Genomic DNA, 14,557 nt, shown 5'->3' on the forward strand with positions numbered 1-14,557 from the left:
AAGAACGACAAGCCTGATTCACAAGCTTATCGCTCTTAATTATCATAGAAGAAGCTTATTTACAGAGATTTTCTCATACTCTCACTGCAAGAAGCGACCCCATAATACATAGCATAATTTTCAAAAATTTCTTCATTGTTATAACACTCCTTTTAATGTCCACGTATATCCAGTTCTTCCAATAGAGAATTTCCGCTTCCCCATGAATATAGAATGTAATAACCGCTATCCTTTATTTCTTCCGAAAATTGTAGTGTCTCGTGATCAATCACCTCAATGGACTGCCCTTCCTGAGTTTCCACCAAACATTCCCATTCATTACTTCTGTAACCTGAATAGTAAGCATCCAATTCTTCCAAAGACAAATCACTTCGAATTAAAATTGCTCCGAAATACTGCATTCCATTTCCGTTACCCGTCAGCTTCCCAGCCTGTGACAACGACTCTATCAATTCTGTTTCCTCTGGCAACGGGATTTCACATAATGCCTTTTCCACCTTATAGGCTGTATGGTTATTTATAAGTGGAATTGAAATCACACTGCCTATCAATACAACTGCTGCCAATATTCCAACTAATTTTAATTTTTTCATTCCATCCTCCTTTCTCTTACGCCCGTAAGATTACCATAGAATACCACTATTATCAAATCATTCTTCTGTTGCTATTCACGAATTCGGTATTGGTAGTCTGGTATATGCATAATTCCGTCATTTAAGATTTCATTCCCCAAATATTGAAAGCTACCATCATCAGCAAACTTTACTGTAAGTTCATGGGTTATGACCGCATCATCACAAATGACCATATCACACACCGCATCCACCGTTAATGTCACTGTTCCATCCTCATTTTCTTTGATATCAATAACCTCCGGCAACGAAGTTCCAAAAAAAGTTGGTGCATAGTTAAGGCAGCCTAGTCGTACCCATACATAAGTCTGATTTTTTTCATCAAATACCGCATATTCCTGAATTTGCTCTGCTGTTACCGGAAGATATTCCATGATCAAACTCTCAAATTCTTCTTTTGGTATTCCATTTGGATAATCCTCGGCATCAAACGCTTTCTGATGTTTCATGGCATACAGATATTCATATATTCCATTATAGTCCAGTTTTTCCATATGGTCGGTATCCCAATTCGAGCATAAAAGATTATTTCCCTGATACCCCAGACCTTGTACGCATCGTTCTGACATTTCCCGTTGTTCCTTAGATAATGGCTTTATTCTTACCAGACAGCTTCCGTCAACAATCTCTGTAACCTCCGGCGGTTCCGGAACACATAATTCATAACAAAACCATCCTTTATCCGTATATTTCCACTCCTTTATTCTGGTGTAGGATATATAGGACATTCCCGACTTACCATTCTTATTCCATACGCTTCCTGCACTTACAACATACATATCCGTTCCATCATAAATGTATTTTATTCTACCAATTCCACCATCACTATGTATCTCATAAACTACTACAGAACCACGTTCCCCAGCCGTGCAATTCTCAAGATAAGAATCCACACTTTCATAATTTCCCATATTGGAGTATGTTACCAAAGTGGAAACCGGACATCCCGTTTCCATTAACCTTTTCTGCATTTCCAGAACCGTTTCATCATTCAGAACCACATTTGATGCTGTCCCTTTATCTGCATCCTTATAAATGTCAAAAATAAGTTCCATCATTTTTTTGCAGTCATTCGCAGCTTCTTTTTCCTCCTGTTCATCCACTGGAAGTCCATAGCCCTTTTCCCACTGCTCTGCAGCTTCTTCCTCAGCGCTTTTTGTTTCCTCCGTGGGAGATACTTCTTCCGTATCTTCCGCAAGAGTTTCACCCACAACACTCTTTTCTTTTCCGCAGGCACATACGAAACACCCAATCAGAAATACCATAATCAGTAGAATACTTTTTTTCCTTAATACCATAAAATCATCCTTTCGTTCTTGCTATCGGTGGCAGTTCCAATTCTATTTGCTCTATGGAATTAGAAAGATATCTGAACGTTCCATCTTCAAATGGTTGGACCACAACCGTGTTTCTAAAAGCGAGATCGGAATTATAATCCGGCCATACTCCATCAACGATAAGCGTAATTGTTCCATCCGCATTTTCTGTATAATCAACCACCTCTCCAAAGGGCGGATATGGGCTGGCATAAATCATTTCATATTCATAACTGTTGCTGCCCTCATCATATCCACGATGCTCTCTCAACTGTTCCACCGATACAGGAAAATAGGTGGTCATAATCTTTTCAAATTCCTCTGCCGAAATTTTCCAATCTTCCGTTTTCAAATTTTCACCTGTATAAATCCGATAAATATCTTCATACATACAAGGCATCAGTATGTCCTCCACATTATTACTGTCCCAGTTTGTGACAAGCACGTTGTAATTCACATAGCTTAGTCCCGATATGTATTTTTCCGTCAATTTCCGGCAGTCTTCCGGAAGCGGTTCTATTCTCCAATACTGTCTCAAACTTGCATGTGCAATCACATATTCATATGCATAGATAAAATACCCTTTTTCAGTAAGTTTGATTTCAGCTACATTACTTACCGAAGTTCCCTGTATTTCAGGTACTCCACCTTCCTTCCAACGAACTCCTATATAATAAGTCTGCAGCTTACCTTTCCGATAAATAAAAGTAACTGCTCCAATCAACCCATCTCTATGCACTTCGAATACCGTAACCATCGAGTCCCGTCCATCCAAGTAATCTGAATAGAATGCTTCGATTGCTTCATGATTTTGCATAGCAGTATCTTCTTCAACACTTACCAGACCTCTTTTTCCCAAGGCTTCCACTACGTTCTTTCTCTGTTCGCCAGAAAACTCACTGATACCGGAAGAATAGTTTGCTGCATCTGCAATTACGAAATCCTTATATATTTCGCTGACTGATTCGGCTGCTGACAACACCTTACTTTGTAATTGCTCCTTTTCCTCATCTGAAATAAGGCAATCTTTGGATTGTGGAATGAACCAATATGCTGACTCTGTAGAAGTTTCCGCATCTGCTTCTGTTGTTGCTTCACTGTTTTCGATTTCTACAGGTGGCTCCCATACTTCTTCCGCCACTTTTCGTTCCTCTGTATGCAGTTTTCCCCAACAGATCACCCCGGCTATAACAGCAAACAACAATATCAAAATTGGGAGTCCACACTTTTTAAGCAACCATTTCACATCTTCCATCATTCGCCTCCATATATTTCTTCCCATTCTTCGGCTGTCAAACGAGGGGTATGCCATGTTTCCCTGTAATTATCCTCAGACGGTATAATTCGGTTAGACACATACTGTACGCCTCCATTCTCCAAAGGACGAACTACAACCTCGTGGGCAAATACTTTGGAATCACCCGCATAAGGAAACACCACGTTGGCTGTCAGCGTAAGTGTTCCATCGCTGTTTTTTGTAAATCCAACTACCTCTGAATATGGGTATTCCGGATACTCTACTTCCTCAAATCCTCTCGGTTTATATTCATAGGTTTCATCCTCTGCATAATAGATAGTTTTGGACTGTAATGTTTCACTATCGATATTGAAATATGCCATGATAACGCTTTCAAAGTCATCCTTGGGAATTCGATAAACAGCACCAACTCCTAAATTGTCATCTGCAACATAAGGGGTGTATGTCCCATTTACTTTTGGATAAAGAAGATCATACATATCATAGAAATTCAAATCCCCAAAATCATCCTCGCTCCAATCTACAATGAACATATTATTCTGTTCAAAGCCGATTGGAAGAAGATACTTCCGACTCAACTCTCTGTATGTTTCATCCAAAGGCTGTACCCGTAATGCGGTATGCTCCTCCGCTCCGCTCAATGTCAGTACATATAATTCTTCCGAAAACCAAACTCCTGAAAACATAAGATAACCATCTTCTGTATAATTCCAATACTCCGCCTGATAACTTCCTGTCACCTCTCGTTTCATGTTTCCGTTTTCGTACTTATAATAGCTTCTGACCACATCCACATTTCCGTCTTTTGTTTCCAAATCGTATTTTACAAATCCGCCCAAGTAACTGACCTCAATAATTGTTATTTCAGCCTCTTCCTGCGTATCCACCATTTCACAGAACCACTCTACCTGCTCTGCCTCAGTCATATCAATCTGATTTCTGCTGTCAACAGCCGGATACCCATTTTCTCCAAACCGATTTACAATGCTGCGAATCATTTCCAGATCAGCTATTTTATTTTCCTCTGCTGCCTTTTCATAAAGTTCCAAACAACATTCAATCATCTTTTCGGTTTCTTCTTCATCCTTTTGTCCCGGTAACTGCACCTCACTTATCGTTTCAACAACCGCTGTTTCCTCTTGGGGTGTATCACTACACCCCGAAACACTTACTATCAACATGAAACTAATTGCGGCTAAACCACTCTTCCAAAACCAAGCTGTCTTTTTTAACAACATATCCGCTGCCTCCTCTTCCTTTTACATCTTCCACCATACTGATAATCAATATAGGACGTTCCACCGTTTCTTCTGCTGTAAAAACCGCAAACCAACCTAATTCAGTACCGGAAGTATCATCTTTTGATGCCTTGATTTCTGCTGTACCCGTTTTCCCTGCCAGAACTATGTCATCCCGATGGGCTGCGTACCCTGTTCCATGAGAATCGTTTACAACCTTTTTCGTTCCCTCCAATACCCGACTTGCGGTTTCACTGGAAAACGCTCCTGATATCCAATACTCTGCAGATACCTCGTTCTGATAGACCAGATAAGGTTTTATGATGTTCCCCTCATTACAGAAAGCAGAATAGATACATGCCAAATGTAATGGATTCACTAAAACCTGTCCCTGACCGTAACCGCTGTCTGCCAACTGTATTTCTGTTTCAATACTTTCTGAATTGGAATACTGCGACTTTGCCATTTTAATCTCAAATGGCAGCTCCGCATTAAAGCCAAGCTGTGTCAGGGAACTTTCCATTTCCTCATAACCAATTTTTAATGCTGCCTTTGCAAAATAAATATTATCGGAATAAATCAAAGCGTTCTCTAAAATAACTGGTTCATATGCATGAAGGGTAGTTACATAATAAGACCCCCACGATGCATCTTTTTGCCAGCTTAATCCTACATTACCATAATCTTCATTTGGATCAATTGCTCCTGATTCCAAACCGACCGCAGCCGTAACTGGCTTGAATGTCGAACCGGGACACCAGACTTGCCGGAACCGATTATACATAGGCTTATCCTCGTCATCATTCAATGCTGTCCACTGCTCACTGGACAATCCCATGATAAAATCATTATTGTCATAAGATGGTGTACTGACCAAAGCCAGTACTTCTCCGGTATATGGATTCATGGCTACAGAGCAGCTCTTGTCTTCCTGAAACTGCTCATATAAGGCAATCTGCAAACTGGCATCTATCGTCAGCTTAATGTCCTGACCGTGCTGCACTAAAATACAAGCAAGTTCTTCTTTCTCTTTGCCTTCCGAATTCACAATGTATATCCTGCAGCCGTTTTGCCCTTTCAGTTCCTTTTCAAACAGACCTTCCATTCCGCTTCTGCCAATCACACTGTTAGCTGTATATCCCTCTCCTGCATGTTCTTCTAAATCCTCTGCAGTAACGCTTTGTACATACCCTACCAAATGTGCAGCCGCTTCACCTAAAGGATACTCACGAACTTCAACGTCAGATATCATTACTCCGGGAATTGCCAGCAAACTTTCGTGCCTTTCTTTCTCCTTCAATACATCTTCGTCCGGTTCTACTTTTAGCAGTTCGATTTCTTCCACTCTCGGAATCGTTTTTATTGGAACAAAAGAATCATCTTTTACCCACTGTGCTGACAATTTCTTCTCTATCACTTCCGGCGTGGTTTCCAGTAATTCTGCAATCTTGGCGATTGCTTCCTCCCTGTTCTCCAATTTTCCCGGAACGATTCCAACCGAAGATGCAGTTCCTTTTCCAGCAAGCACTCGTCCATTCCTATCTAGAATTTCTCCCCGGTTTGCCTGTGTCGTTAAAACTCTTACCTTATCAGTAGAAGCTAAATTCGGAAAGATCAGTGAATTATCCCAAACCAACTTATACCCGTCTTCGCCCTCCAGAAAAAATGCTTCATTCTCAAAGCTGATTTCTCCTGCAACCGTATCAAAAGATGTCTGATAAGTTACGGTCAGTTGCTCTTCGTCATATGCGATAATCTCGACCGCCATATTCTGGATTTCAATACCTTCGTAAATAGCTGAATTGCGTTTTATGAAATCCTCCTGACTGACATTGCCAGATGCCTCAATATGGAGCATCTTATACATTTGCTCATACTCCTGTGCCGGGATGTGATTCATGTATTCAACCAGAAGTTCTTCTGGTGTTTTCCACACATCCTCCTTTTTGAACATTTCTGCCACACATACCGCAACAGTAATCGCAGCCATTCCTATAACAGCAATCGCAATCCATAGGAGCCTGCTTTTCTTTCTTTTATGTCTGCTTTTTCCTTTCTTCATATTGACCTCCATTCATTTTGCTTTGCTGATATGGCAAATAACGAGTCAAGCGGCATTCATGCTTGCATGAAATGCCATTTAACGAGTATGACCATTGAGACGATAGTCGAAATGGTCATATTCTATTTTCAATGTTCATTACTCGCTTTCAAAATATTACATTCGTAAGATTTTGGAACAAAAAAATTTTCCTTTTGTTCTGTTCTACTCTTCATCCTTCCTTTTTATTTATTACATGTGTAAGATTTCACATCAAAAAAATATTTTTGAAACCCACTGCACTTGTGTAAATATTACATCAGTAAGATTTATAAGTCAAGTTATCTTTATATAAAAAGGCTCCTGCCAGAAGGTATCACACATTTTCGCAAAAGTGATACCTTTTAGCAAAAGCCTATTATTCAGCAGAGTCTTGCACCACCCCACTGTTTCAATATTCAAATATTTCTTTCAAAAGATCGGAAAACACACATCTCAAACTCTTTGAAATACAATGCTTCCCCGCATTTTCTATATCGTCATATTGATATTATTACTTTACTATCCACATTTACTATCCGCCACACCCTTTGGGAGTGGTAAAAAACAACCTTAGCAAGCACTGCCTGTGTCATGACACAGGCGAAATTCCCCACACTTTCCTATCGTATATGCGTGTGAATTTCCATAGGGAAGTATCCCTAACCCTCTTTTATTTTTTCTTTGATTTTCCTGTGGAATACCTTGACCTTTCCTGCCACTTTTGCTACAATCTGCTGTGGGTAATTACACCCAAAACTGAATAAAACCTGAAACGAACTGTTGTAAAAATCGAACATTTTACAGCAGTTTTTTTGTACCCAAAAGTAAGAAAGGAAGTGGCAGAAATGGCAAAGCGAAACCGCACCAATCCGGTGCAATTTTATCTCAGCGATGATGAGCAGTACATCCTCAACACCAAGTTCAAAGCATCCGGCATGAAGAGTATGTCTGCTTTCCTGCGCAAGCTGATCTTATATGGATATGTGTATGATGTCGATTACAGTTATCTGCGAAATTACAATACAGAACTGGGACGTATCAGCTCCAGTTTAAACCAGATCGCAAAGAGGGTAAACAGCACCGGAAACATTTATCAGGAGGACATAGACGAAGTAAAGGAGTTGATGAATGAGGTATGGCATACACAAAAATCCATGCTATCAAAGCAACCGTTGATAAAGCCATAGAATATATCTGTAACCCAGACAAAACCGATGAACAAATCTATGTTTCGTCTTATGCGTGTGCGCCCGAAACTGCGGCGATTGACTTTAAATATACGCTTGACCATTGCAGGGAAAACAGTCCCAACAAAGCCTATCATCTCATACAGGCTTTTGCTCCGGGCGAGGTCGGTTATGAGGAAGCACACCGCATCGGAAAAGAGCTTGCAGACAAGGTTTTAGAGGGGAAATATTCGTATGTTGTCACCACGCATATTGATAAGGGGCATATACACAACCATATCATCTTCTGTGCGGCTGATAACATCGAATACAATAAATACCATGACTGCACACAGACTTACCACCGCATCCGCCACCTGAGTGATAAACTGTGCAAAGAACACAATCTTTCTGTCATCATTCCCGGTGGTGAACGTGGCAAAAAATACAAGGAATGGCAGTCTGATCAGAATGGTTCAACCTGGAAAACACAGCTCAGGCGGGACATCAATTTCTGTATCAAATCAGCTTCCACTTACGAAGAATTTCTGCTTCTGATGCGGGCAAAAGGTTACGAAATCAAAGGGGAAACTTTTGGAGAAGATGCTGCGAAATATATCTCTTTCCGACCTCTGGACAAGGAGCGTTTTGTGCGTGGCAGTGCTAGGTCTTTAGGGAAAGAATACACAAAGGAACGTATCCGGGAACGCATTGAAAAGAAGCGGGAACGAAAGGCAGTTATCCCGAAAAAGGATTACTCCACCCGCAGGCTCATTGACACCTCGGACGAGAAATTCCAGAACAGTCCCGGACTGCAACAGTGGGCGGCAATCGAGAATCTGAAAATCGCCGCACAAAGCTATAATGAAGCTGGTTCTCTCTCCGATTTGGAGCATAAGATTACTGTAAAAACCGAAGCGGGCAAGTCCGCCAAACAGAGCGTTGTGGAACTGGAACATCGCATGAAAGACCTTGCTGAAATCATCAAATATGCCGAGCAGTACAAAGACAACCGCTCCTATCATATCGCCTACAAGAAAGCCAAGAACCCGGACGCTTATTTTCGCAGATACGAGAGCCAGATCATCCTATATGGCGGTGCAAGACGGGTGCTTGAACAGGCAGGCATCAAGCTAAAAGGATTGAATGTGGATAAGCTGCGAGCCGAATATCAGGCATTGGAAACGCAGAAAAAAGAACTGACCGCTACTTACAAGAGCTGTGAAAAAGAGGTGCGGGATTTGAAGCGGAAACAGGAAAATCTTGACCGGTATCTCGGACGGGCACAAACCGATCCGGTGCAGGAACAATTTAAGAAAAAGAATAATCCTATCTTGTAGCTTGTTAATAATGACACCATGTATTATACTTAATTTATTACCACAAACACTTAGGAGATACTATGGCGAAAACAGACTATAAATCAACTGATGCCTTAATGCGGCATCTTAGAAATAACGGAATTTCCATCTCAGGGACTTCTCAAAAGCAGCAACTGATCAATACAGGATATTTTCATGGTTATAAGGGATACCGCTTTTTTGTATCATCCTCAAACCGCCTTCCATTTACCTCATACAATGAGATCAACGCAACCATACAATATGACACAAAACTAAAGTCTCTTTTATATGGAAAAATGATGTTTATTGAAACTGCCCTTAAAAATATTGCATTAAACACAATTATGACAGAAATAGATTCAAGCAGTGTCTATGATATGTATGATAAAGCAATCAGCAGTTACAAAAATGCTCCGGCTGGAACTCGCGAAGATATAAAAAAGAAATACCAAAATAACAAACTGAATCTCCAAGGTTCCATACAAAATGCCATAGCCGCTGCATACCGCAAAGAAAACCCTAAAATCACCCATTTTTATAATAATGTCAACTATAATGAGGTTCCAATTTGGGCAATTTTCGAAATTCTTACTATGGGCGATTTTGGTTATCTACTTTCCTGTCTGACTATTGATATGCGTGAAAAAGTATCCCGTTCAATCGGCATAAATCTATCCAGTGATACCTATCGGGAATTGCTTTATAAATATGTATATGCCTTAAAGGATCTGAGAAATGCTATTGCCCATAATGATGTAGTATACGATACCCGTTTCAAAAAAATGGATCCATCCAGACCAATGAAACAGTGTCTGATTTTAGAAATGGGAATGCCTTACATAAATTTCAAAACTATTGGTGACTATATTATTCTCATTTGTTATTACTTGAAATTACTGAAAGTTTCTAAAACTGAGATTAAATCATTTATTCGAGAATTTGAAAAGATCACACGAGAATACGAAGCATCCGTAAACCCGAATGTTTCAGCTATTACCATTCATCCCGATTTGTTTTCTCGGCTGGGCATCTTGAAAAATGCCATATAATGCTTGCATATTTCACTTGTATATAGTATATTATAGATAGCAATTGGGGTATGTGTTTGCGGACACATACTTGGAGGAGTCGGAGTAATCCGGCTCCTCTTTAATTTTCAACAAAAAAGATGGTAGCCAAAAGGATATTTCCTAATGACTACCATCTTTTTATTCTGCCGCTTCTAACACTAATTCTGCAAATTCTTTATCATTCATGCCTTCTAATTTTTCTAATACCTGCCCGGCAATATCTTCCATATCGCTGTCCTTTATGTGCGGCATTACCCGTCTGATTTCTTCCATCATCTTCATTCTGTTCTGTGTCTCAAAAACACACATGAAATTGATTTCTTCTACTGTGAATTTATTCATCATCCTACATCTCCCTATGTGAATTTTTTGATTTTTCCAGTTCCTTCGTATCCTTATTGTTTCCCTGTGCCGCTTCCTTCTGCTTGGCTGCCAATCTCTCCTTTAAGGAAGAACGTGCTTCCGGCTTTTCCTGCTGTTCTTTCTTTTCTTCTTCACGATTGAATTTTTCCACTCCATTGTTGAGCCTCTCATCAATCATGTTATAATTCTGCTCCTCCAGTTCCTCAATCTTAGCAAGCGGCTTGTACTCTGCCAATTTCACAAGCAGTTCCTTTGCCTGTCTCTCACTGTCCTCGTCTATCCCCTCGTCAATAGATGCCTGTAAGAAAATACTTAGAGGTTTCACATTTCCAGTTCTTATATCATCAGCAATCATTTGTATCTGTGATTCTCTGTCTGATACCGAATCTCTATATCCATATGTATCAATCTCATAAGATAGCTGATCAAGTTCTGCCGCAAGTGCCTGTATTTTCTGCTCTTTTGTTTCCCGGTCATTGACCTCTTTCTCCGGAAAGGCTGCAATCAATTTCTTTAGTGCATCCTGCACTTTCGGAGTGTCCCGAAGCTCCGGTGTGTAATTCAGGAAATCAACATCAATACATTTTCCACTCAAAATGTCCGCCTGCTCATCTTCCCATTCTTCTGTTCCCTCGATGTGCATATTCACACCAAGCGAATGGATACCGTTCATCCGGGACGGATCAATGGCTTGATAAATCTGAATGGCTTCCTCAATCGTTTCTATCCCCTCATGATATTCTCCAATATTGTGAAATTCGCCACATTCTGCCACTGTAAATGTCACATGGACGGTCTCCGGCTCAATAACAGGTTCATTTGCCAGTTCCGTCTGCTCTGTCGGTTCCTGTTCCCGCCCTTGTGTTACAAGCTGTGTATTGACCTGTTCCTGCTGTGCCTTCTCCTGCAGATAGGTTTCCACTTCTGGCAGATAAGTCTCCAATGTTCCGGTTCTGCTCTCTGTAATCGGGTTAATATCTACCTGTATGCCTGCAATATAAATGCTGTCCTCATGGAGCATATTAAAAAGGTCATCTTCTCTGGTGGAGCCTGTGTATTCCACAACCACATCCAAATCCGAATTTTCCTGCTCAATACCTCTGCATCGGCTCCCGACTACCACTACATCCACGATTTTCGCATCCAGACCGTATTCATCAATCTGCGACTGCACATAAGCATACACTGTTTTTTCTATATCGTCCGCACTCTGTCCGTCCAGACTATGAAACAATTCTTCTGTCTTTGCCCGGAAATCTGCAACCACATCCGGATTGTTCTCTCTGAATTCTGCCTGCTTTGCTTCCAAATCTGTCTGTTCCACTTCCTCGGCTTTCTCCGAAAGTTCCTCAAAATCAACAATCTCTGCTTCGGAACCTGCATACACCTCGCCCTGCAAAAATTCATCACGATAATACTGCTCTGTGACCGCTGAAAACCTCGGTTCTTTCAAATCCGCAATCACCATATCCATTGCACGCTGAATCGTAATATCCGGGTTATCGTAGACACCGCCATCCAGTAAATGATACTGCTCATTCAGAATGGAGTAATCGTATCCCTCATCACATTCATGCATCAGGATATAACGGTCTGCGATATGAACCGCAAGCTCCGTCTCTATCTCATTTTCCTTGCCCTCCAGTGTCAGCATGAACTTCGGCAGTTCTGTAAATCCAAAAGAATCTACAAAGTGTGCGCTGTTTTCCCCGTTCTCATGTAATACCACAATATCGCTGACCGACAGTGAATGTGCCTTGTAGTCTGCCGGATGGTCAATATTAAGCTTTTTATAGATTGCTTCCAGTGTTTCCGATTGCGTCCGTCCCTGCAATTCTGACAATTCGCCCAAATACACCAGTTTATAATTTTCCGGCAATACCGCATCAAAATTGTCTTTGGTTATTCCCATACGCTTCAGGCTTTCCGTTCCCTCAAAGCGGAACTTGTCCAGTTCGGGATTATCCTTTAACTGGTAAATACCGTATTTATCGGTATTTCCATATAAAAGTAGTGCTTCCCTGTTGGAATTACTCTCTGTAAGTTCTTCCTGCATCATGAGAAGTTTCCGTTCATTCTGCCAGTCCCCTTTTTCTATTCCGCACATTCCATCATGCTCTAAAATCTGTTTTCTATCAGCTACAGTACTCTCGGAACCATCCGTATGCAAAAGATACACAGGCAAGTCATGGTCAAATAGTTCCAATGCCCTTTCCTGTGTTAGTGGAAGCATTTCAATCCATGTATAGCCATACTCCTGCATTTCAGATATTCCGACCATGCTATCCGGAAGTGCGTCGATTTCTGCTTGTGCATCTATCATTGCTAATGCAACATCCTGATTTCCATCCACTTCCTGTGCATAGATATGTTCTGCAAGCTCCCTTGTTTTCTCCATATCCCCCAGCTTATACGCATAATTCACAATCAGATTTCTTTCATCATCGGAAAAGGCAGGCTGTCCATGCTCCAACCGGTTAATGATATGCTCTGCCTGTTGCATGACAGACAATTCCTCCGCATCCGTCAGACCTGCATCAAAATCGTATTCATAATCCCAAAAGTCCGTCATATTTCCATTTAATTCCTTACTACTGGACGCAAGTAATGTGATTTCCGCTCCCTGTTTTTCCATATATGAAAGGTAATTGCCATCCCATTCTTTTTCATCAAGAGAAGCCATATCTTTAAGCATTTTTCCGACATCATCCCTTAACATATTTGTGATTTTCAAAACCTCCCATTCGCTTTCAAAAATGGAAGCGAACTTAACAACCACATCATCGGCATTGATCGGCTCCATTGCCTTATCATAGACCGCCTTTCTCTCCTTCATATCAATCAGCTCATCTGTATCCGTGTTATAACGCACATCCAGATGATACTCTCCGTACTCTCTGGAATCCTGATTGCCGATTTCCGTTGTCCATGCACCCCTGCTTTCCAAATATGCCTGTATGCTCAACTTGTCATCGTCTGTCATTTCTGACAATGCCTGCATCAGTTCTGGTCTGTCCATGCCATATACATCAAGCAGACTGAACTCTGAAAGGTCAGTATTCTGTATGAGGAGAATACTTTCCTTTGTCTGTTCCTGTGATACTTCCCTGTTCCTTTGTAATTCCTGTAATTGTTCCTCTATCCCGGTAATCAACTCCGAAGCTGTCCTGCGTATCGTATCCATGGAAGATCTAAGTTCTTTGGTATCTCTTCCGCTGCTCCAACCTGCAATATACCCAAAAGAATAATCAGAGGTATCTATACCAAAATGCTGACATACTGTATAAGCTATGCTCTCAGCTTCCACTTCTTTGGTATTGCGGTCTTTTTTCATCTGCTCATCCTGCTCCACTTCCTTGCTATGCAGCTTGGAGTGAACCACCTCATGGATCATTGTCTTTAAGGTCTGGCTCTCGCTCATGTTTTCCTGTACCGCAATCCGCTTTGCTTCCCTATCATAATAGCCTTTGGAATCTCCGGCTATCTCCTCCAGTTCAATCGGTACTGGTGAAATGGCTTCTACTGCACGAATCATATCCTGATACCCTTCCACATCTGAAAGAAGCTCCTTTGCCGCAAGTTCCGGTATCGGCTTTCCGTCTGTCTGTGCCACATCAAAAACGGATACTGCCCGGAATGCCGGAATTGTTATCTCGACTTCCTCTTTCTGCGGATTTCCGTCCTTATCAAGCAACAACTCTTGTGTAACCGGATCAATCTTATCCCGTTCCTCTTTGATTTTATAGGGTGCAGGTGCAAGGATACGGATTGCCTTTTCCCCTTTATTTACATGACGCTCAAAATTCTTCTGCCAAGCCTTGTATCCGGCCACTAACGTAGCGTCAGGCTTTTGCATCGCAATTAAGAGCGTGTTGTTAAAACTGTAATTATGAAATTTTGACATCGTTCTAAGATAATTGCAGTAACTGTCACTGTTGAATAAATCCTGCAATCCCTGCTCCAGTTTATCCGTAAGCTCCTGCACACGCTGTTTTTCTGTATTATTTTCTGCCATAAATGACCTCCATTTTGTACGATAAAAGGCAGCCACCACTGACTGCCTTTACATCAACTGCTATAACATTTTT

At 41.1% G+C, this 14,557-nt stretch carries 10 protein-coding genes; 3 read left to right on the top strand and 7 right to left on the bottom strand.

The window, feature by feature from the left end; translation table 11 throughout:
• Positions 1-152: 152 nt before the first annotated feature.
• The 5 genes from DW251_RS09420 to DW251_RS09440 all read right to left on the bottom strand — a co-directional run bounded on the left by DW251_RS09420 (position 153) and on the right by DW251_RS09440 (position 6,434).
• Positions 153-593, bottom strand: coding sequence for a hypothetical protein (locus tag DW251_RS09420; protein WP_002593570.1), 441 nt, complete (start codon positions 591-593; stop codon positions 153-155).
• 71 nt (positions 594-664) lie between these two features.
• Entirely contained in the window at positions 665-1,930 is a 1,266-nt protein-coding gene (locus DW251_RS09425) for a DUF6070 family protein (protein ID WP_002593569.1), read from the bottom strand.
• Positions 1,931-1,934: 4 nt separating this feature from the next.
• Complete coding sequence (locus tag DW251_RS09430) at positions 1,935-3,203, bottom strand: DUF6070 family protein (RefSeq protein ID WP_002593568.1); 1,269 nt, start codon at positions 3,201-3,203, stop codon at positions 1,935-1,937.
• Positions 3,203-4,444: a DUF6070 family protein gene (locus DW251_RS09435; RefSeq protein ID WP_002593567.1), complete on the bottom strand. Its 1,242-nt coding sequence runs from the start codon at positions 4,442-4,444 to the stop codon at positions 3,203-3,205. The genes DW251_RS09430 and DW251_RS09435 overlap by 1 nt, the downstream gene beginning before the upstream one ends.
• Positions 4,392-6,434: a penicillin-binding transpeptidase domain-containing protein gene (locus DW251_RS09440; RefSeq protein ID WP_347474646.1), complete on the bottom strand. Its 2,043-nt coding sequence runs from the start codon at positions 6,432-6,434 to the stop codon at positions 4,392-4,394. Before DW251_RS09440 ends, DW251_RS09435 begins: the two co-directional genes overlap by 53 nt.
• A gap of 938 nt (positions 6,435-7,372) precedes the next feature.
• Between DW251_RS09440 and DW251_RS09445 the strand changes: the two genes are divergently transcribed.
• From DW251_RS09445 to DW251_RS09455, 3 genes are all read left to right on the top strand, one after another.
• Entirely contained in the window at positions 7,373-7,714 is a 342-nt protein-coding gene (locus tag DW251_RS09445) for a MobC family plasmid mobilization relaxosome protein (RefSeq protein WP_002593565.1), read from the top strand.
• Positions 7,663-9,033 carry a relaxase/mobilization nuclease domain-containing protein gene (locus DW251_RS09450; RefSeq protein ID WP_118300873.1) on the top strand — a complete coding sequence of 457 codons (1,371 nt, stop codon included), beginning with the start codon at positions 7,663-7,665 and terminating at the stop codon, positions 9,031-9,033. Before DW251_RS09445 ends, DW251_RS09450 begins: the two co-directional genes overlap by 52 nt.
• A gap of 62 nt (positions 9,034-9,095) precedes the next feature.
• Positions 9,096-10,085, top strand: coding sequence for an Abi family protein (locus tag DW251_RS09455; RefSeq protein WP_002594212.1), 990 nt, complete (start codon positions 9,096-9,098; stop codon positions 10,083-10,085).
• A gap of 159 nt (positions 10,086-10,244) precedes the next feature.
• Here the strand turns inward: DW251_RS09455 and DW251_RS09460 are convergent, their stop codons facing one another.
• Together DW251_RS09460 and DW251_RS09465 are read right to left on the bottom strand one after the other, a co-directional pair.
• A complete protein-coding gene (locus DW251_RS09460) occupies positions 10,245-10,451 on the bottom strand; it encodes a transposon-transfer assisting family protein (RefSeq protein WP_002594213.1) in 207 nt (68 codons plus the stop codon).
• Position 10,452: 1 nt separating this feature from the next.
• On the bottom strand, positions 10,453-14,484 hold the full coding sequence (locus DW251_RS09465; protein ID WP_002594214.1) for a YodL domain-containing protein: 4,032 nt from the start codon (positions 14,482-14,484) through the stop codon (positions 10,453-10,455).
• Positions 14,485-14,557: the final 73 nt, after the last annotated feature.

The sequence above is a fragment of the Clostridium sp. AM22-11AC genome (assembly GCF_003473545.1).
Classification (GTDB): domain Bacteria; phylum Bacillota; class Clostridia; order Lachnospirales; family Lachnospiraceae; genus Enterocloster.